This window comes from Cryptocyanus atlanticus LEGE 06306 (assembly GCF_056633155.1).
The window spans coordinates 63217-82526 of the sequence record NZ_JBSJOZ010000008.1; the positions used below are offsets into that span (position 1 = coordinate 63217).

The 19310-nt window shown below is 70.5% G+C and carries 19 protein-coding genes; 9 read left to right on the forward strand and 10 right to left on the reverse strand.

The features are described 5' to 3' along the window. Positions 1 to 12: 12 nt before the first annotated feature. Entirely contained in the window at positions 13 to 552 is a 540-nt protein-coding gene (frr, locus tag ACWJI7_RS09850; protein ID WP_479937552.1) for a ribosome recycling factor, read from the forward strand. Further along, positions 549 to 1688: an NAD(P)/FAD-dependent oxidoreductase gene (locus ACWJI7_RS09855; protein ID WP_479937554.1), complete on the forward strand. Its 1140-nt coding sequence runs from the start codon at positions 549 to 551 to the stop codon at positions 1686 to 1688. Before frr ends, ACWJI7_RS09855 begins: the two co-directional genes overlap by 4 nt. A 17-nt stretch (positions 1689 to 1705) precedes the next feature. Here the strand turns inward: ACWJI7_RS09855 and ACWJI7_RS09860 are convergent, their stop codons facing one another. The 5 genes from ACWJI7_RS09860 to ACWJI7_RS09880 form a co-directional block, all read right to left on the reverse strand. Further along, positions 1706 to 2083 carry a Crp/Fnr family transcriptional regulator gene (locus ACWJI7_RS09860; protein WP_479937556.1) on the reverse strand — a complete coding sequence of 126 codons (378 nt, stop codon included), beginning with the start codon at positions 2081 to 2083 and terminating at the stop codon, positions 1706 to 1708. An 85-nt stretch (positions 2084 to 2168) separates the two neighbouring features. Next, complete coding sequence (locus tag ACWJI7_RS09865) at positions 2169 to 3341, reverse strand: transaldolase (RefSeq protein ID WP_479937558.1); 1173 nt, start codon at positions 3339 to 3341, stop codon at positions 2169 to 2171. A gap of 67 nt (positions 3342 to 3408) precedes the next feature. Then, positions 3409 to 5250, reverse strand: coding sequence for a peptidoglycan D,D-transpeptidase FtsI family protein (locus tag ACWJI7_RS09870; protein ID WP_479937559.1), 1842 nt, complete (start codon positions 5248 to 5250; stop codon positions 3409 to 3411). 2 nt (positions 5251 to 5252) lie between these two features. Then, on the reverse strand, positions 5253 to 5711 hold the full coding sequence (locus ACWJI7_RS09875) for a hypothetical protein (RefSeq protein WP_479937561.1): 459 nt from the start codon (positions 5709 to 5711) through the stop codon (positions 5253 to 5255). Positions 5712 to 5770: 59 nt separating this feature from the next. After that, positions 5771 to 7198, reverse strand: a complete 1428-nt coding sequence (locus tag ACWJI7_RS09880; RefSeq protein ID WP_479937563.1) for a CPBP family intramembrane glutamic endopeptidase — start codon at positions 7196 to 7198, stop codon at positions 5771 to 5773. 86 nt (positions 7199 to 7284) lie between these two features. On the opposite strand from ACWJI7_RS09880, the gene ACWJI7_RS09885 reads away from it, so the two are divergent. Together ACWJI7_RS09885 and ACWJI7_RS09890 are read left to right on the forward strand one after the other, a co-directional pair. After that, positions 7285 to 8631: a histidine phosphatase family protein gene (locus tag ACWJI7_RS09885; protein WP_479937564.1), complete on the forward strand. Its 1347-nt coding sequence runs from the start codon at positions 7285 to 7287 to the stop codon at positions 8629 to 8631. Then, positions 8631 to 9896, forward strand: coding sequence for an amidohydrolase family protein (locus tag ACWJI7_RS09890; RefSeq protein WP_479937566.1), 1266 nt, complete (start codon positions 8631 to 8633; stop codon positions 9894 to 9896). Before ACWJI7_RS09885 ends, ACWJI7_RS09890 begins: the two co-directional genes overlap by 1 nt. Here the strand turns inward: ACWJI7_RS09890 and lepB are convergent. After that, positions 9838 to 10629 (reverse strand): signal peptidase I, encoded by a 792-nt coding sequence (gene lepB, locus ACWJI7_RS09895; RefSeq protein WP_479937568.1) that lies wholly within the window; start codon positions 10627 to 10629, stop codon positions 9838 to 9840. The two genes, ACWJI7_RS09890 and lepB, sit on opposite strands and share 59 nt — an antisense overlap. 182 nt (positions 10630 to 10811) lie before the next feature. Between lepB and ACWJI7_RS09900 the strand changes: the two genes are divergently transcribed. After that, positions 10812 to 12320 carry a hypothetical protein gene (locus ACWJI7_RS09900; protein WP_479937570.1) on the forward strand — a complete coding sequence of 503 codons (1509 nt, stop codon included), beginning with the start codon at positions 10812 to 10814 and terminating at the stop codon, positions 12318 to 12320. Positions 12321 to 12513: 193 nt separating this feature from the next. Here ACWJI7_RS09900 and ACWJI7_RS09905 read toward each other — a convergent pair whose 3' ends face one another. Next, a complete protein-coding gene (locus ACWJI7_RS09905; RefSeq protein ID WP_479937572.1) occupies positions 12514 to 12873 on the reverse strand; it encodes a 2Fe-2S iron-sulfur cluster-binding protein in 360 nt (119 codons plus the stop codon). Positions 12874 to 12998: 125 nt separating this feature from the next. Here ACWJI7_RS09905 and ACWJI7_RS09910 point away from each other — a divergent pair, with 125 nt between their 5' ends. Then, positions 12999 to 13700: a class I SAM-dependent methyltransferase gene (locus tag ACWJI7_RS09910; RefSeq protein ID WP_479937574.1), complete on the forward strand. Its 702-nt coding sequence runs from the start codon at positions 12999 to 13001 to the stop codon at positions 13698 to 13700. Here the strand turns inward: ACWJI7_RS09910 and ACWJI7_RS09915 are convergent. The 3 genes from ACWJI7_RS09915 to ACWJI7_RS09925 all read right to left on the reverse strand — a co-directional run bounded on the left by ACWJI7_RS09915 (position 13633) and on the right by ACWJI7_RS09925 (position 15391). Then, the gene (locus tag ACWJI7_RS09915; RefSeq protein WP_479937576.1) at positions 13633 to 14211 is read right to left on the reverse strand and encodes an inorganic diphosphatase; all 579 of its coding nucleotides are present in this window, start codon (positions 14209 to 14211) and stop codon (positions 13633 to 13635) included. The genes ACWJI7_RS09910 and ACWJI7_RS09915 overlap by 68 nt on opposite strands. Continuing rightward, positions 14138 to 14665 carry a hypothetical protein gene (locus ACWJI7_RS09920; RefSeq protein ID WP_479937578.1) on the reverse strand — a complete coding sequence of 176 codons (528 nt, stop codon included), beginning with the start codon at positions 14663 to 14665 and terminating at the stop codon, positions 14138 to 14140. Before ACWJI7_RS09920 ends, ACWJI7_RS09915 begins: the two co-directional genes overlap by 74 nt. Before the next feature lie 228 nt (positions 14666 to 14893). Further along, positions 14894 to 15391: a hypothetical protein gene (locus ACWJI7_RS09925; protein WP_479937580.1), complete on the reverse strand. Its 498-nt coding sequence runs from the start codon at positions 15389 to 15391 to the stop codon at positions 14894 to 14896. Between the two features lie 117 nt (positions 15392 to 15508). Between ACWJI7_RS09925 and ACWJI7_RS09930 the strand changes: the two genes are divergently transcribed. From ACWJI7_RS09930 to ACWJI7_RS09940, 3 genes are all read left to right on the forward strand, one after another. After that, a complete protein-coding gene (locus ACWJI7_RS09930) occupies positions 15509 to 17326 on the forward strand; it encodes a proline--tRNA ligase (protein ID WP_479937582.1) in 1818 nt (605 codons plus the stop codon). Between the two features lie 64 nt (positions 17327 to 17390). After that, positions 17391 to 17903: a photosystem II protein Psb27 gene (gene psb27, locus ACWJI7_RS09935; RefSeq protein WP_479937583.1), complete on the forward strand. Its 513-nt coding sequence runs from the start codon at positions 17391 to 17393 to the stop codon at positions 17901 to 17903. 87 nt (positions 17904 to 17990) lie between these two features. Next, positions 17991 to 19310, forward strand: a complete 1320-nt coding sequence (locus ACWJI7_RS09940) for an adenylosuccinate synthase (protein ID WP_479937585.1) — start codon at positions 17991 to 17993, stop codon at positions 19308 to 19310.

The window sequence follows — 19310 nt, forward strand, 5'->3', positions numbered from 1 at the left end:
CCCCTTCTCCCCATGGACCTCGAAGCCAGCATGCGCAAGTCGCTGGACGCGACCCAGCGCACCTTCAACACGATCCGCACCGGCAGGGCCAACCCCTCCCTGCTCGACAAGCTCTCGATCGAGTACTACGGGGCCGAAACGCCGCTGCGCTCCCTGGCCTCCCTCTCCACCCCCGACTCCCAGACGATCCAGATCCAGCCCTTCGACACCGGTGCCATGGCGCTGATCGAGAAGGCGATCGCCATGAGTGACCTGGGCCTCACCCCCAACAACGACGGCAAGGTGATCCGGATCAACATCCCACCGCTCACCGAGGATCGGCGCAAGGAGTTCTGCAAGCTCGCCGCCCGCTATGCCGAGGAGGGCAAGGTGGCCCTGCGCAACCTCCGCCGGGACGCGATCGACCGGATCAAGAAGCAGGAGAAGGAGGGAGAGCTCTCGGAGGACCAGAGCCGCGACGAGCAGGACAGGATCCAGAAGCTCACCGACCGGTTCGTCGCCCAGCTCGAGAAGCATCTGGCCGAGAAGGAATCCGACATCCTCAAGGTGTGAACGGCTCCGGCGCCGATGTCGACGTGGTTGTCGTCGGCGCCGGGGCGGCGGGTGCGGCGGCGGCTTACCACCTGGCGGCCCGGGGCCGGCGGGTGCGGCTGCTGGAGGCCGTCCGGATGCCCCGCCCCAAACCCTGCGGCGGGGGCATGGCGGCCTCCGTGCAGCGCTGGTTTCCCTTCGATCTCGCTCCCGCGGTGGATCAGGTCATCACCCGGGTGCGCTTCACCTGGTGCCTGGAGGATCCGGTGCTGGCCGAACTCCCGGGGGAGGCGCCGTTCTGGATCGTGCGTCGCGCCGTTCTGGACCGCTTTCTGGCCGAGCAGGCCGTCGCGGCCGGCGCGGATCTGATCGAGGGGGCCCGGGTGGAGTCGATCGCCCGGGAGGGTGACCACTGGCGCCTGGAGAGCTCTTGCGGCGCCGTATGGACCGCCCGCGGGGTGGTGATCGCCGACGGAGCCCGCTCCCGTCTCGCCGCCCCCCTCGGACTGGGCGCCCCCCGGCCCCGCTATGCCTCGGCCCTGGCGGTGGAGGTGGAGGGAACGGTGCTGGATCCGGACACGGCCCGCTTCGAATTCGGTCTGGTTCGCCATGGGTTCAGCTGGGCCTTTCCCCGCCGGGGCGGCCTCAGCATCGGTGTGGGTACCTTCATCGGCCGCGACGCCACCAACACCGATGCGGTGCTGGCTCGCCTGCTGCCCAGCCTGGGCCTGCCACCGGACGCCGGAGTGAGGACCGAGTGGCCCCTGCGGGTCTGGGATGGCCATCACCGGCTCCATGCCGACTCCGGCGCCCTGCTGGTGGGTGATGCGGCCTCCCTGGCCGATCCCTTCCTGGCGGAGGGGTTGCGACCCGCTCTGCTGAGCGGAACCCGGGCGGCCGAGGCCCTCGACCACTGGCTGGGGGGGGAGGCGGCGGCGCTGCCGGGCTACACCGAGACCATGCAACAGGAGTGGGGCCACGCCATGGCCTGGGGGGGGCGCATCGCCCAGGTGTTCTACCGTTTCCCGAGGATCGGCTATCAGCTGGGGGTCAAGCGCCCCACCGCCCCCCAGCGGATCGCCCAGATCCTCTCGGGGGAGATGGGCTACGGCGACATCGCCCAGCGGGTGATCCGGCGGCTGATGTTCGGCGGCTGAGACCCGGGGGTCTGGGCTCAGTGGCGCAGGCAGCCTTTCAGCTGGCGCAGCCGTTCGTCGATCGAGCCCAGGAGCTCGATGGCGAACATGGGGGACTCCTGCACGGCGAAGAGAAACTTCTCCCGGTTCATCACCAGGATGCTGCAGGGGGTCAGGGCGGTGGCGTTCCCGTAGCGGCGGTGGTCGGGGGTGACCAGGGCCCCGGCGCCGAACACGTCACCGGCCTGGATCTCCTCGTGGGCCTCATCACCGTTCCAGCTGAGCTGAACGGTGCCCTCCAGCAGGCCGAACATGCAGTCGCCCGATTCACCGGCCGAGAAGATCCTCTCCCCGGTCTGGAACTCCCGCACTTCTCCCTTGTTGCCCAGGGCACGCATCGTTTCGAGGGCATTCACCGTCGCACAAGCAGTGAGGACCCCGTCATTGTGGGGCCAGAACGTTAAGGACCGATCCGGTTCCCCGATCCGGTTTCGCCCAGGCTCAGGCCGCCACCAGGGCCAGGGGGGCCCCGAGGCCACCCCGCACGTCCTCAGGGACCAGGCGGCCGTCATGGTCGGTGTCGAGGGCGTCGAAGACGGCATCGCTGCCGAGCCACTCCTCGCGGGTGATGCAGCCGTCGCCATCCATGTCGTTGAGCAGGAAGATCTCCTGGGCGGCGTGGGCGAAGGCCGCCTCCCCCTCCAGTTCGGCGAGCCGGTGGGCCAGCTGGGCCTCCAGGGTCTCGATCGCCTTGCTGAAGCCGCGGATCCCCTCATCGAGCTTCTCGCTGGCCATCCGGTCGTCGGCCATGCGGGCGTCGAAGCCGGTGCGATCCAGGCTGAAGCGGGCTTCGCTGGCCCCCGGGGCGACGGGATCGAGCCGGCGGGCGAGCTCGGCATCGGTGCTGCGCAGCTGATCGAGCAGCTTGGGCGAGATGGTGAGCAGGTCGCAGCCGGCCAGCTCGATGATCTCCTCGAGGTTGCGGAAGCTGGCTCCCATCACCTCGGTGGCGTAGCCGTGGGTCTTGTAGTAGTTGAAGATCTGGGTCACGGAGATCACGCCCGGATCCTCCGGACCGGGGTAGTGGTCGCGGCCGGTGTCCTGCTTGTACCAGTCGAGGATGCGCCCCACGAACGGGGAGATCAGGGTGACACCCGCCTCGGCGCAGGCCACGGCCTGGGTGAAGCTGAACAGCAGGGTGAGGTTGCAGTGAATGCCTTCGCGCTCGAGCTGCTCGGCCGCCTTGATGCCCTCCCAGGTGGAGGCGATCTTGATCAGCACCCGATCCCGGCCGATGCCCGCCTCTTCGTAGAGACCGATCAGCTTGCGGGCCTTGGCGATTGTGGCGGTGGTGTCGTAGCTGAGCCTGGCATCCACTTCGGTGGACACCCGCCCGGGCACGATCCCCAGGATTTCCTTGCCGAAGGTGACGCAGATCTCATCGAGGGCCTCAAGGACCACCGCCTCGGCCGGCGCCGCCGTTCCGATCACGCTGCGGGAGGCCCGCAGCGATTCGTCGATCAGCCGCTGGTAGGTGGGGATCTGGGCCGCCGCCAGGATCAGGGAGGGATTGGTGGTGGCGTCCCGCGGTGTGAACTGCTTGATCGCCTCCAGCTCGCCGGTGTCGGCCACCACCACCGTCATGGCGGCGAGTTGATCCAGCAGGTTGGCCATGGACCGGTGCGCGGGCATTTGCGATTCAGGCTAACCAGCCTCCGGCGGGTGGTCCTTCCGCCCGTGCTCAACCCCGGACCGTCGCGGCGACCGCTGTGCTGGGAGGAACCTTTTCGAGCACGAGCAGGGCTTCGATGATCTCCCTGGACACGGGAACCGCCACCGTGGACCCATAGGCGTTGCCGCCCTGGGGTTCGTCCACCACCACCAGCACCACGAAACGGGGGTCGTCGATCGGCAGATGGGCCACGAAGCTGCAGATGCGGGCCCCCGGGATGTAGATGCCGTTGCGGGCCTTCTGGGCCGTTCCCGTCTTGCCGCCGATCCGGTAGCCCGGAATCTTCACCCCCTTGCCGCTGCCCTCATCCACCACGGTTTCCAGCCAGGCCAGCAGCTGCCCGGTCACGGCCGGATCCATCACCTTGAGCCCCTCCACCTGGTCCGGCGTCGGGGAGAGGGAATCGCCTGAGCGCATCCCCCGGGTGATGTGCGGGCTCACCAGGCGCCCGCCGTTGGCCAGCATGGCGTGGAGTTGCAGCAGCTTGAGCGGGGTGAGCGAGAGGCCCTGGCCGAAGGCGGCGGTGGCCGGTTCGATCGGCTGGGTGGTGAAATCCGTGCGGGTCTTGAGCTCCCCGGCCACCGCTCCCGGCAGATCGGTGTCGGGCACGGTGTCGATGCCGATCTTGCGCAGCCACTCCCAGTAACTGGCGGGTTTGACCCGTCGCATCGCCTGCACCATGCCGACGTTGCTTGAGACCTGCAGCACGGTGGCCATGTCCAGCCGGCCATTGGCGCGGCGGTCGTGATTGAAGATCGGCCAGCCGCCGATGGTCAGCTGGCCGATGTCGTCCACCGTGCTGGTGGCGTCGATGGCCTTCTCCTGCAGGGCGATCGCCAGATTGATCGGCTTGAAGGTGGAGCCGGGCTCGTAGAGATCCTGCACCGACCATTCCCGGAACAGGCCCGGCGAGAACCGCCAGAATTCGTTGGGGTCGTAGCTCGGAGCCGAGGCGAGGGCCAGCAGCTCGCCATTGCGGACATCCATCACCATGGCGGTGCCCCGCTTGGCGCGCCACTGTTTCATCTGCTTGACCAGGGCCTGCTGGGCCACCTGCTGCAGCCGGGCGTCGAGGGTGAGCTGCAGCCGCAGGTCATCGGTATAGAGCACCCCGGGCTGGAGACCGTCGGGCAGGGGGGTGCCATCGGCACCGCGCCGCAGGGCGCGGACGCTCTCCTGGCGTTTCAGGTCCCTGTCCCGGCTCTGCTCCAGGCCGGCCTGGGCGACCCGCTCCAGGTTGAGGAACCCGACCACGTTGGCGAACAGCTGGCCCTGGGGGTAGATCCGCTGGGGGTAGGGCTCCAGATCCAGGCCGCTGATGCCCAACTCCCGGATCAGCGCGGCGGTGGCCGGATTGAGATCGGTGGCGAGTTTCACGCCGCTGCGCCGGTTCCCCATGCTGTGCAGCAGATCGGCCGGCGGGACCGAGAGGACCCCGGAGAGCTTCTTGGCGACGTCGGTGGCGCTGCGGGTGAGGGTCGGGGGATCGCCGGGAAAGTTGAAGTAGCGGGGATGGGCCCAGAGGGTGAAGCGTTCCTCATCGAGCGCCACCAGGCGCCCCTGGCGATCCACGATCGGACGCCGCTTGCCGATCGGGGCGACCTTCTGGGTCTGGATGGCCCGCGCCCTGGCCTGCAGGCGGTCGCCCTCCTTGACCTGCAGCCAGGCCAGCCGCCCCGCCAGGGCGAACAGCGCGATGGCAAGCAGGAGATAGACGCTGAACAGCCGGATGGCCGGCACCGGCTTGAGCGCGATGACCCGCCGTTGGGAGGCTCGCGGCGAGGGTTCCACCCCGGCGGTCCGGGGCCGCAGCGGCAGAGGCGACGGACCCGCTGGGGAGCGACGCACCACGGTCAGTATCCGGGGCGAATGGAGCGGACCGGCAGACTGACCAGCCCCGAATCCACCTGGCGGAGCAGCTGCCGGGTCATCGGCGCGATCGGCCCACTGGGGGAAGGGGCCGGTACGTGGATCAGGCGGTGAATGCTGGTGGGGATCAGCTGGCCGGGGCGGCGGGCCACCTGGAGGTGGTGCTGCTCCAGCTGGGCGGTGGATTCCTGCAGCCGGTGACCCAGCACCTGGGAGCGCTCCAGACGCTCATAGCTCTGGGTCCACTGCCCCTGCCAGTGGAGGGTGAGCACGGTCAGACCGAGCATGGAGCCCCCGAGGGCCAGCAGCAGACCGTCGGTGGCCTTGTGCAGGGCGGCGAGCCAGGGGGCCTGGCGGGCGACCCGCCGGCTGGAGAGGGACCCCTCGATCAGGTCGAGCGGCCGGCGATGGCTCGCTGGCTGCGGCGATGGAAGGGCGACCAACGGATCCTCGGATCACTTCGCAAGTGAACCATGGGACGGCAGGGCCAGCAAGGCGTGCGTCAGGCGGCCAGCAAGAGGAGATTGACGAAGGTGAGGCCGTTCCAGAAGGCGTGCAGCCAGATCGAGGCGCTGAGCCTGCCGCTGCTCAGTCTGAGCCAGCCCAGACCCAGCCCGAGCATGAACAGCGGCGGCAGTTCGCCCAGGCTGAGATGGGCGATCCCGAACACGGCGCTGCTGAGCACCACTCCCCCCACCGCCCCGAACTGGCGGGCCAGCACCGGCAGCAGGACTCCCCGGAAGATCGTCTCCTCGAAGAACGGCGCCAGCACCACCGCGGTGAAGGCGAAGCAGGCGAGCGCCAGGCTGGCTCCACTGCGCAGCACCAGCTCCAGCAGGGGGTTACTGCCGCCAGGATCCCCCCAGACCAGCTGCTGCAACCAGCTCACCAGGCTCACCAGCGGCAGCACGATCAGCAGGGTCTTCAGGGCCTGCCGCAGGGCCGGCAGCGGGGGGCGCCAGCGGTACTGGAGCCAGCCGCCGGCCGGGGGCGGCCCCGGCCGCCCCCGCAGCATCAGGACCAGGATCGTCAGGGGCGCCGCCATCAGCGCCAGGTAGAGCCCCATCACCCTCAGTCCGTCGACCAGTGAGGGGTCGGGATCCAGGACCGTGAACAGACCGTTCAGCAGGGGGCTGATCAGCAGGGGGATCAACAACTCGCCCATCAGCACGAAGCCGCCGGCGATCAGCAGGACCACATCCACCAGGGTGAGGTCCGGCCCCACCAGGGCCGGCAGGGGAGGCTGCTTGCCACGCCAGCGCTGCCAGATCTCCCGCACCAGCAGCACCATCCCGGCCAGCAGAGCCAGGGCGGGCAGCAGGTGCACCCCCAGCAGTTGCGCCGCCGCCCGCCGTTCCGCCTCCGGCAGGGCGCAGAGCCCGGAGCGATCGGCGCCGCCCTGCAGTGCCTGGCAGCTCAGCCGCCGCACCAGGGGGTCGCTGGGGGGGGGCAGGATCGGTGCGCTCACCGGGTCCGGCGCGGGCGGGGGATCGAGCAGCCGGGCGCTCAGGGCCCGTTGCCTGGGGTCACCCTCCCGCTCGAGCCGTTCGAGCAGGGGGACGGCCTCCGCCCGGTTCCCGCTCTGCAGGTGCAGCACGGCCCTGAGCAGGATGGAGCGGGTGCGCTCGGACGTCCCCTCCGGTCCGGCGGCGGGGTCGATCGGTTCCCTGTCCCGGGCCTGGCGGTTGAGTTCCTCCAGCAGGCTCGCCTCTGGATCCGTTCCCACCAGCACCGGTCGGAGGCCGGCCGGCAGGCCAGGTTCCGCCAGAACGGCCAGCTCCAGCTGACGCCTGGAGAGGTCGCCGCCGACGGAGGGCCGCTCCAGGCTCGCCACCAGCCCGTTGAGCCACAGCAACAGGCACAGGCCCAGGCTGACCAGGGCCAGACCCCCCTTCCAGCCCTCCAGGCGTTGTCGTCCTCCAGCTGACACCTGTGCCCCCGGCGATGGCCCGATTCTCCCCCCAGGCCCAACCCGGACCCCTCCAATACGATGGCGGCGCTCCCGGTCCACCGCCCGTGCCCCTTCGCCTGCTGCTGGTCCGCCACGGGCTGAGCAGCTTCAACACCGAGCACCGCATCCAGGGGCGGGACGATCTCTCTTCGCTCACCGAGGTCGGCCATGACCAGGCGCGCCGCACCGGAGCGGCCCTGGGGGACCTCCCGATCACGGCGGCCTACACCTCGCCTCTGAGTCGCGCCCGGGACACGGCCCGGTCCCTGCTCGCCGCCCAGGGGGGGGGGCTGGCGCCCCGGTCGGAGGACACCCTGCTGGAGGTGGACCTGGCGCCCTGGAGCGGCCTGCTGAGCCGCGAGGTGCGCCAGCGGTTCCCGGCCCAGCACCGCCTCTGGCGACTCGACCCCGGCACCCTGGAGCTGCAGCGTGCCGATGGCCGGAGCTACCGGCCCATCGAGGAGCTGATGGCCCAGGCCGGCCGCTTCCTGGACACCCTGCTGGAGCGCCATCCCCCGGGGGCGTCCCCCGCCTGTGTCCTGGTGGTGGCCCACAACGGCATCCTGCGCTGCCTGCTGCTCCGGCTGCTCGGTCTGCCGGCCTCCGCCTTTCCCCGCCTGCGCCTCGACAACGCCTCGCTCTCGGTGCTGAACCTGCGCCGCGAGGCCGGCTCCGACCTGGAGGTGCAGATCGAGTCGCTCAACAACACCGCCCATCTGGGTCAGCCCCTGCCCCCCCGGGGGGCAGGGGCGCGGCTGCTGCTCGTACGCCATGGGGAAACCGACTGGAACCGCCAGGGCCGCTTCCAGGGTCAGATCGACATTCCCCTCAATGCCAACGGCCTGCTCCAGGCCGAAGCGGCCGCTCGCTTTCTGGAGCCCGTGCCGATCCAGCGGGCCTACACCAGTGCCATGGCCCGCCCCCGTCAGACGGGGGAAGTGATTCTGCGCACCCGTCCGGGGCTGTCGCTCACCGAGGTGGAGGACCTGGTGGAGATCGGCCACGGGCTGTGGGAAGGGCGACTCGAGGAGGAGATCGCGGCGGAGTGGGGAGAGCTGCTGGCCCAGTGGAAGCGAGCTCCCCAGACCGTGCAGATGCCGGAAGGGGAAACCCTGAAGCAGGTCTGGGACCGTTCCGTGGCGGCCTGGACCCGGATCGCCGCCGGCCTCGCCCCCGAGGACACCGCCCTGGTGGTCGCCCACGACGCCGTGAACAAGACGATTCTCTGCGCGCTGCTGGGCCTCACCCCCGCCGACATCTGGATGGTCAAGCAGGGCAACGGCGGCGTGAGCGTGATCGATCTGACGCCCGCCGAGCCCGGCGAGGGTGCGCCGCGGCCGGTGCTGAGCGGGCTCAACTTCACCGCCCACCTCGGCGGCGTGCTGGATCACACCGCCGCCGGAGCCCTCTGATGGCCGCGCGGCTGCTGCGATCGGTGCAGTGGCTGGAGGGACCGGCCCATCCCCTCCGCCAGGAGGATGTGCTCCTGGAGGAGGGACGGATCGTGGCGCTCGGGTCCGGGGCCCTCGAGCGGGGCGCGGCACTCGGCCTCGAGGGCCTGCCCGCCGCCGGCTGGCTGCTGGCCCCGCCGCTGGTGGATGCCCACAGCGTGCTGGAGGCCCCCCTGGACGGCCGGGCCGAAACCCTGGTTTCGCTCCAGCGCTCCGCCGCGGCCGCCGGCTACGGCACCGTGGCGCTGCTGCCCCGGGCCGGCACCTGGCGGGACCGGCCCGAGCGGCTCGGCCTGCGCGGTGAGCCACCCTTTGAACTGTTGCTCTGGGGAAGCTTCAGCCTGGAGGGCGCCGGCGAGGACCTGGCCCCCCACGCGGAACAGCTCGCGGCCGGTGCGATCGGTCTGGCGGAGGAGGGAGCCCTGCCACCCCTGGGGCTGCTGGAGCGGGGGCTGCAGCTGGGGGAGGCGGGTGACCATCCCGTGCTGCTGACGCCGCGGGATCCCAGCCTCGATCGGGGCGGCTTCGTGCGAGCCGGAGTCGAGGCCCTGCGGGCCGGCTGGCCGATCGATCCACCCCTGAGCGAAACCCTGCCGCTCCGGAGCCTGCTGACCCTGGCCGCGGCTCTGCCCCAGGCCCGCCTGCGCCTGGCCAATCTCTCCACCGCCCAGGGGGTGGCCCTGCTGCGTTCCGTGCCGCAGCCGCCGCCGGCGAGTGTGTGCTGGTGGCACCTGGTGGCCGACAGTGGTCGGCTTGACCCCCTTGAGGAGGGCTGGAAACTGGTGCCTTCCCTGGGGGGGCCGACCGACCGGGAGGCCCTGATCGGCGCCCTGGCCGACGGGGTGATCACGGCCGTGGCCGTCCAGCACCAGCCCCTCGACGCCGAGGAGCGGCTGCTGCCGCTGGATCAGCGCGCCGCCGGGATCGCCGGTCACCGCTTCGTGTTGCCGGCGCTCTGGGGGGAGCTGGTGCAGGGACGGGGCTGGAGCGTCGAGGCCCTCTGGCAGCGCCTCTGCTGGGGACCGGCCCGGTACCTGGGAACGGCTGAACCGGCTCTGGTCTGCGGTGGCCGGCGGTGGATCCTCTTCGATCCCAGCCAGGACTGGTCTCCCGAGGGGGACCCCGACGCCTCCCTGGCCGCCAACCAGCCCTATGGCGGCACGACGCTCAGGGGGCGGGTGCTGGCGACGGGGCTGCTTCCCCAGCTCTGGCGGGGCCCCCGCTGAGCGGGTCGGGATCCCCCAGGGCCCCCACCCGGTCCAGGGGCCAGAAGCGGAAGAAGGCCCGGCCGATGATCTCCTTCTGCGGCAGAAAGGCTCCCCCGGGCCAGAACCGTCCGTCCCAGCTGTTGGCCCGGTTGTCCCCCAGGGTCAGCACCGAGCCGGCCGGTACGACCGCGTCGAGGCTGCGGCAGGGGCCCATGCCCTGGCTGTCCACCGGACAGTTCTGGGTCACGTAGGGCTCCTGCAGGGGGGTTCCGTTGATGCTCACCAGCCCCCGGGGATCGACCACCACCCGATCGCCGGGGACAGCCACCACGCGCTTGATGTAGGCATCGCAGGCGGGTTCATGGAGCCCCGGGATCGAGCCCAGCAGGGGCAGGTTGGCCACCAGACAGCGCAGGGGCCCGGCGCTTCGATCGCCCCGCAGGGCCGGATCGAAGCTGTAGGGAGAGTGGAAGACCACGATGTCGCCGCGGCGGGGTTCACGGCTGCGGAAGCTGATCTTCTCCACCAGCAGCCGGTCCTGGATCTGCAGACCGGGCAGCATGGAGCCGGAGGGGATGAAGCGGGCCTCGATCAGGTACTGGCGGATGCCGAGGGCCACCGCCAGGGTGAGCAGCACGCTGCGCCAGAAGCTCCAGGCGCTCTCCTCACGAACCGGGGGGACCCCCCCGGGTTGGGCCCCACGGCCGGCGGGATCGTGGGCTGCGGTCTCGGCAGGCTCTGCGGGGGTCAAGGGGGGCGTGGGCGGCGATGGAGGAAGGGGAAGGGGCGGCGATGGGGCGTCCTCGGCGCTCAAGGGCTTCCTGATGCAAGGGGGAGCCCGATCGATCAGGCACCGACCGGAGCCGGTCACCCTAAGGCGCGGGGGACGGAAGGTGGAGCTTCCTACCCTGAACCGGATCGACGCCCTCTCCCATGGTCCGGCCCCGCTGGCAAGCGCTCCCGATGGGCGGTGAGGCTCCCCTGTCCGATCGGTTGCTGCGCCGCTGGGACCAGTTCGTGGCGCTCTGGGCCAGCCTGAACCTGCTCTGGGTCTGTTTCGACATCAGCTACGTGCCGCTGCGCACCTTCTGGCTGCAGCGCAACCTCTATCCCGTGCCCTCGGCGCCGCTGGTGCTGCGGCTCGGCTGGCTGCCCGACATCACGCCGTTCTATGACCCGATCAAGGGGATCGAACCGCACCGGGAGACCCAGGCCTACTTGGACGCCTTCGCCCAGCTGGACGGGGAGCTGCTGGCGGGGGAGGACGCCACCGACCTGCGCCGGCGCCAGGTGCGTCTGACCGAGGAGATGATCGATGACAACCCCTTTCTGGCCTCGGGGGGGTCGGGGACCCTCGAGAAGATCAAGAACCGGCTGAGGCAGCGGGCCGATCTGGATTCCTCCAAGCGCTCGGCCGAGCGTCTGCTGGGGGATGCCTGGCTCAGCCAGCGACCCTGGGCCGAGGAGCGGTTGTTCTGGCAGCAGCAGGTGCTCCCCCTGGTGGCGACGAACTACTGGCGTTCGATCGATGAGAACGGCCGCCCCACCGACACCTTCTGGCGGATCGATCTGCTGCTGTTCCAGAGCGTCTTTCTGGCGGACATTCTCTGGCGCACCATCCGTCTGCGCCGCCGCCTGCCCGGCCTGAGCTGGACCGATGCCCTGCTGCGTCGCTGGACCGATCTGCCGCTGCTGCTGCCCTTCTGGCGGCCGCTGCGCCTGATTCCCGTGGCGGAGCGGTTGCAGAGCAGCGGTCTGGCCAACCTTGAGCCGTTGCGGGCCGTGATGAGCCGGGGGGTAGTGGCCCTGCTGGCGGTGGAGCTGTTCGAGGTGCTGGCCCTGCAGCTGATGGATGGCGCCCAGAGCGTGATCCGCTCGCCCCGCTGGCCCCAGCGCATCCGCCGACTGCGCAGCCACCAGATGGTGACCATCAACGATGAGCGCGAGCTGGTGGAGCTGCTGCGCATCTGGGGGCCGCTGCTGCTCACCCAGGTGGGGCCCCGGCTGGCGCCGGAGCTCCGGGCCGTGGTCAGCCATGCCCTGCAGCAGACCCTCCAGACCATGGTGGTCCCCCCCGCGCTGCGGAATCTCCAGCTCCTGCTCCAGGTCGAGCAGGAGATGACCCGCCAGCTGGCTTCCGGCGTGGTGGACAGCCTGCTGGAGCTCTCGCGCAGCGCCGGTCAACGGCTGCAGCAGCGGGACAACCGTCAGATCGACCTGCTGCAGGCCTGCGTCGACCGCTTCTGGGATGAACTGGCCGATGCCCTCGAGAGCGGGCCGGCCCTGGAGCGCAGCCAGCAGCTGATCTGCACGCTGCTTGAGGAGCTCAAGCTCACCTACCTGGGTCAGATCAACCGGGCGGGCATCGATGCCCTGATCCGCGAACTGGACCAGCTCACGGTGCCGCCGGTGCCAGGGCCTGCTCCCGGTCCATGGCGTTGACGGCGGCGGCCCCAGCTGCCGATAGCTGCGGCCGCCGCCGGCAGATCGGCTGAGGGCGGATGGGTGGTGATGTCCACCACCTGCACGGGGATGGCGTTGGCCTCGAGCCACTGGAGGGCCTTTCGGCAGGTGGAGCAGCGGGCCTAGCCGTAGAACCGCAGGGCAGTGCCCGTGGGGGCACCGGCGGGGCCCATCAGCGGCCGACCAGGGACTTCAGCGCACCCACCAGGCTGTTCGAACCCTTGCCGACGGCGGAGTCGGGACGGGTGCGGACGGTGACATCGCCGCTGACACTGGTGCGGCAGCTGAGGCGGTAGCTGGCCGGCCGGTCGGCCAGGTAGACCTGCTCGACGTCGCTGCGGGGGGAGAGATTCTGGGCGCCCTCCAGCACCTCCATCACGCAGGTGCCGCACTGGCCGAGGCCACCGCAGTTGTTGAAATTGTTGAGACCCTTGTAGGGGTTGATGCCCGCATCAAGGGCGACCTGGCGAAGGTTGGCTCCTTCGATACAACCAACCTGCTGGCCTTCCTGTTCGAAGCGGATGGTGGGCACGGGTCGCAGGTGCTACGGGCGGGAACCAACTTACCTGCCGGAGGCCGCAATGGAACAGGCCTTCACATGGTTGTTGGCCCGCCGGGCGGCCCCTGCCTACGATCGCCCGGACTGCCTGCTGCGCCTTGTCTCCAGCTCCGTCCGACCCGAGCCCGTCCACCGGCGACCACTCCGGCGGGTACGACCTGGTCGTGCAGCGACTGATCCCCGGCTACGCCAGCCTGGCCCGCCTCGCCGTGGCCCTGCTGGGGGCTTCCCCCCTCGGCGCGGCTGACGGCGCCGAGGTGCTGGTGGCTGGCTGCGGCACCGGCGCGGAGCTGGCGGAGGCCGTGGTGCAGCGGCCCGACTGGCGCCTCACCGCCCTCGACCCTTCCGCGGGAATGCTGGCGGCGGCCCGCCGGCGGCTCGGGGAGCGGCCCTTGATCACCTGGCGTCAGAGCACGGTCGAGGACCTCGGAGCCGGGGCCTGCTTCGACGGGGCGCTCTCGGTCCTCGTGCTCCAGTCCCTGCCCGATGACGGCCGCAAGCTGGCCTTCCTCTCCGCCCTGGCCCGCGGCCTGCGGCCGGGCGGCCAGCTGGTGCTGGTCGATCTGATGCGTCCGGCGGTGACCCCTCTGCAGGCCCAGGTGGGTGAGGCCTGGCTGGCGTTCCAGCGGGCCAGCGGCCTGACGGCCGAGCGCAGCCGGCTGGAGCCCCTCACCCAGGGGCTGCACCCGATCGGTGAAGCCCGGCTCACGGCGCTGGTGAACGCCGCCGGCTTCAGTGATCCCGCCCGGGTGTTCCAGGCCCTCGATTACGAGGGGTTCCTGCTGCAGCGGGCAGGCTGAGCCCCCGGGCCGCGGCGACGCAGCGCTCCAGCAGCTGGGGTACCCGGTCGGCGTCCTCCCAGCCCAGGATCTCCACGGCCCGACCCTCCAGGTTCTTGTAGGTCCGGAAGAATTCGGCCACATCCTCCAACTGATTGGAGGCGATCTGGCGGATGCTGTGGATGCCCCGCTGGCGGCTGTCAGCTTCGGAGACGCAGAGCAGCTTGCCGTCGAAGGCGCCGCAGTCGACCATTTCCAGGTAGCCGATCGGACGGGCCGTGATCAGGCAGCCGGCGAAAGTGGGCTCCTCCATGATCACCATCGCGTCGAGGGGCGCTCCGTCCTCGGCGAGGGTGTTGGGGATGAACCCGTAGTCGAAGGGGTACCGCACGGAGGAGTGGAGCACCCGGTCGAGGGCCATCAGGCCGGCGGCGCTGTTGTACTCGTATTTGTTGCGGCTACCGGCGGGGATCTCCACCACCAGGTGCACCAGCCCCGGGGAGGGAGAGGCGGCCAGGCTGCTGATGTCCATCGCTCAGGGTGATCGGCAGGGGAGACCTGGACGCGGGGTCGAGATGATCAAGCAGGACGCTGCCCACGGGAACGACCAGGGCCAGCAGACCGATCAGGGCCCCGATCACGGGCGTGCCGCTGTCAAAGGCCCCGTCATAGTCGTCGTCGGCTTCGGCTGGAGCCGCCGCGGAGGGGACGGGGACCGGCGGGGAGAAGCGGGGGTTGAGGACGGCCGCTGGGGCTGCACCGATGGGCAGCGGCCCCGGGGGCTCCGGGTTCAGGGACAGCGGGCTCCGGCGCGCCGGACTCTGGGGAGGGGGACTCGGGCGCAGCGCACTGAGCGGGGGCGGACTCAGGGGCGGGGAACTCAGCCGGGGTGGACTCGGGTTGCCGGAAGGGGCCAGGCTCGAGCGCAGCACGGCCGGCGTGGGGATCACGTCTGCCGGGCCGGTTCGGGGAGGTTCGGGGTCCATGGAGGGGGACGACAGGGCAGCCTCTCGGGCGGGATGACGCGGGGGAAAGGCGCGACCGGTCCGGGAGGCAGCATCCCCGACCCGCCGCCGTTCACGGGGATCCGCAGGTTGGGGCGTTGGGCCGTGCAGCGGATGCCGAACGGGTCCAGCCAGGGTGATGCCACCTTCAATATGCCACCTGAAGCGGCGAGGCGCACGGCCTGCTGGGGTGCGGGCTCCCGACCGGATTCAGGCCGCCGGACGGGACTGATCGAAGGGTTCGCGCTTGCTGCTGAGCGGGGTGGGAAGGTTCTCCATGCTGCTCAGGGTGGCCCGGATGTGGTGCAGCTCCTCGAGGATCGAGCTGAGCAGCTGCTGGGTCACCGTGGAGGGCGAGTTCAGCACCTCCACGGTGACCTCCTTGATGCGGAGCACATCCCTGGCGAAGCGGGCCACCTCGTTGGGATGGAACATCAGGGGTTCCTTCTGATCGGTGCGGTATTCGGGGTTGAGCTTGCGGGGATTGAAGGGGGGGTTGAGCTGGCGCGGGTCGGTGTTGCTGTAGCGGTAGACCGAGGCTCGCGAGCGGTTGAGGGCCTTCTGGACGTCGTCGATGGGGATCAGGGTCTCACCGGTTTCGCCCGGGATGGACAGGGAGGCCGCCGGCGGGGCGGCCAGGGTGATGGGCCGACCCGAGGCGCCGGGCGCGGGACCAAATCCACCGGAACCGGCCGCAGGTACAACCATGAGACAACAATGAGACAGGCGGGATCGTAGACCGACGTTAGCAGAATCCTGCCGTTGTGCCAGGGGGTCGGCGGCCCCACGGTGATAGGGTCCCCGCCGTCCTGAAGATGAGTGGCGATGCGGGTGTCACGCCTGATGCTGGTGACCCTGCGTGACGATCCGGCTGAAGCCGAGATCCCCTCCCACCGCCTGCTGCTGCGGGGGGGCTACCTGCGGCGGGTGGCTTCCGGGGTCTATGCCTACCTCCCCCTGCTTTGGAGAGTGCTTCGCCGCATCTCCGCCATCGTGCGCGAGGAGATGGATCGCACCGGCGCGCTCGAAACCCTGCTCCCGGCTCTGCAGCCCGCCGAGCTCTGGGAGCGGAGCGGCCGCTGGCAGGGCTACACCGCGGGGGAGGGGATCATGTTCCACCTCCTCGATCGCCAGGAGCGGGCCCTCGGGCTTGGCCCCACCCACGAGGAGGTGATCACGGCGCTGGCCTCCGATCTGCTGCGCTCCTACCGCCAGCTGCCGGTCTGCCTATACCAGATCCAGACCAAGTTCCGCGATGAGATCCGCCCCCGGTTCGGCCTGATGCGCGGGCGGGAATTCATCATGAAAGACGCCTATTCCTTCCACGCCGACGCGGAAGACCTGCGCCGTGCCTACGCGGAGATGGACCGGGCCTATCGCCGCATCTTCCGGCGCTGCGGCCTGCGCACGGTGGCGGTGGAGGCCGACAGCGGAGCCATCGGCGGCTCCGCCAGCCAGGAGTTCATGGTCACCGCCGAGGCGGGGGAGGATCTGGTGCTCGCCAGTGGCGACGGCCGGTATGCCGCCAACCAGGAACGGGCGGTCTCACGGCCGGACCCCCCCCGGCCCCTGCCCTCTGCCGGTGGGGTCCAGGAGCTCGACACCCCCGCCCAGAGCACGATCGAGGACCTCTGCGCCGCCCATGGGCTCCATCCCAGCCAGATCGTCAAGGTGCTGCTGCTGCTGGCCCGCTTCGCCGCGGGACCGCCCACGGCCGTGCTGGTCAGCCTGCGGGGCGATCAGCAGCTCAATCCCCTCAAGCTGGCCCATGCCGTCACGGCCCGGCGGGGAGCCGGGGCGGGGACCCTGCTCGAGCTCGAACCGATCACACCGACCCAGCTGGAGGCCCAGGGACTGGATCCCTGGCCCTTCGGTTTCCTGGGCCCCCACCTCCCGGACACCCTCCTGGAGGGGGCAACGGGCTGGGAGCCCCGCTTCCTGAGGCTGGCCGATGCCACCGCAGCCGAGCTGGAGGCCTTCGTCTGCGGAGCCAACCGCGCCGACCGGCACCTGCTGGGGGCCTCGTGGTGGGAGCTGACGCCCCTGCCGGAGGTGGTGGACGTGCGCGCCGCCCAGCCCGGTGAGCGATGCCTGCACGATCCGGGCCAGCGGCTGGAGGCGAGCCGGGGCATCGAGGTGGGCCACATCTTTCAACTGGGCCGCAAGTATTCCGAGGCCTTCGAGGCCCGCTTCACCACCGAGCAGGGCCGGGAGGAGGCGCTCTGGATGGGCTGCTACGGCATCGGGGTGTCCCGGCTGGCCCAGGCGGCGGTGGAGCAGCACCACGACGGGAAGGGCATCTGCTGGCCGGTGGCGATCGCCCCGTTCGAGGTGATCGTGGTGATTGCCAGCGCCCAGGATCCGCTGCAGGTGGAGCTGGCCGAGCGGCTCTACGGCGAGCTGGCTCAGGCCGGCCTCGACGTGCTGCTCGATGACCGCTCCGAGCGGGCCGGCGTCAAGTTCAAGGACGCCGACCTGATCGGGATTCCCTGGCGGGTCGTGGTGGGACGGGGCGCCGCCGGCGGCAGCGTCGAGCTGGTGGAGCGCAGCAGCGGCCACGCTGAGGAGCTGGGGGCCGGGGATCTGGCGGCGGTGCTGCTCCCCCGGGTGGTCCGGGGCCGTCGCGGGCTCGATGACACCTGATCGGCGGCACGGACCCGCTTCCAGGGGCAGCTTCTAGGATCCCGGTACCACGGAAGAGAGAGGTATGTCCGCCGTCTGGAGCTCCATCCACGCCACCGTTCTCCGGGCCGTGCGCCGGGTCGGCCTGGCCGTTCAGGGGGCCGCTCGAGGCTGGTCGGCCCGGGCCGGATCCCGCCCCGGGTTCTCCCGTCCCGCCGCCTCGCTGCTGGCCATCGGCCTCAGCCTCGTTCTCACCGTCGGTGGTCCGGCAGCCGCCGGCAGCCTGAGCGGTTCCTACGTGGAGGACACCGTCAGCGTGGCCGACAGCCTCCTGGCCACCATCGCCCTGGAGCAGGACGATCCGGCCCGGCCGGAGGCCGAGACCGAGGCCCGTGCTCTCATCAATGAGTACATCTCCCTTTACCGGCCCCGGCGTCAGGTGAACGGGCTCGGCTCCTTCACCACCATGCAGACCGCCCTCAACTCCCTGGCCGGCCACTACACCAACTACGCCAACCGGCCCCTTCCCGAGGCGCTGCGCACCCGGCTCCGCAAGGAGCTCTCCAAGGCCGAGGCCACGGTGGTGCGGGGCGCCTGATCGGTCGGAGGACCCGGGCGCTTTGACGAACGGGCCTCCGATCTGAGAGGCTCTCCCCTTGGTGCTCAGAAGCGGCTCAGGGCCGCTGTGTCCTTGGCCAATGTCGTCGTCATCGGTGCGCAGTGGGGTGACGAGGGAAAAGGGAAGATCACCGATCTGCTGAGCCGCTCCGCCGATGTGGTGGTCCGCTACCAGGGGGGGGTGAACGCCGGGCACACGATCGTGGTCGGCGACCAGGTGCTCAAGCTGCACCTCATTCCCTCTGGAATTCTCTATCCCGACACGATCTGCCTGATCGGTTCGGGCACGGTGGTGGATCCCGGGGTCATGCTCGGTGAGCTCGACATGCTCGAGGGCTATGGCATCGATGTGTCGGGGCTGAAGCTGGCCTCCACCGCCCACGTGACCATGCCCTACCACCGCCTGCTGGATCAGGCGATGGAGCAGCGCCGCGGCGAGCGGCGCATCGGCACCACCGGCCGGGGCATCGGGCCCACCTACGCCGACAAATCGGAGCGCAACGGCATCCGGGTGATCGATCTGCTGGAGGAGGACCGCCTCCGGGACCGGCTGCTGGGCCCTCTGGCCGAGAAGAACCTCCTGCTCGAGCGCATCTACGGCCTCGCTCCCCTCGATCCCGAGGACGTGATCCGCGAATACGCCGCCTACGGGCAACGGCTGGCCCCGCACGTGGTCGACTGCACCCGCACGATCCACCAGGCGGCCCGGGCCCGGCAGAACATCCTGTTCGAGGGGGCCCAGGGCACCCTGCTTGATCTCGATCACGGCACCTACCCCTACGTCACCTCCTCCAATCCCGTCTCGGGCGGAGCCTGCATCGGCGCCGGGGTGGGGCCCACCCTGATCGACCGGGTGATCGGCGTGGCCAAGGCCTACACCACCCGGGTGGGGGAGGGACCCTTCCCCACCGAACTCCAGGGCAGCCTCAACGACCACCTCTGTGACCGCGGCGGGGAGTTCGGCACGACCACCGGCCGCCGCCGCCGCTGCGGCTGGTTCGACGGCGTGATCGGCCGCTATGCCGTGGAAGTGAACGGACTCGACTGCCTGGCGATCACCAAGCTGGACGTGCTCGATGAACTTGACGCGATCCAGGTGTGCGTGGCCTACGCGCTCGATGGGGAACGGATCGAGCATTTCCCCAGCAGTGCGGAAACCTTTGCCCGCTGTCGGCCGATCTTCGTGACCCTGCCTGGCTGGCAATGCTCCACCGCCGAATGCCGGCGGCTCGAGGATCTGCCCGACACCGCCCGCGCCTACCTGCGGTTCCTGGCCGAACTGATGGAGGTGCCGATCGCCATCGTCTCGCTCGGAGCCCAGCGGGACCAGACGATCGTGGTGGAGGACCCGATCCACGGGCCCAAGCGCGCCCTGCTGAGCGTCTGA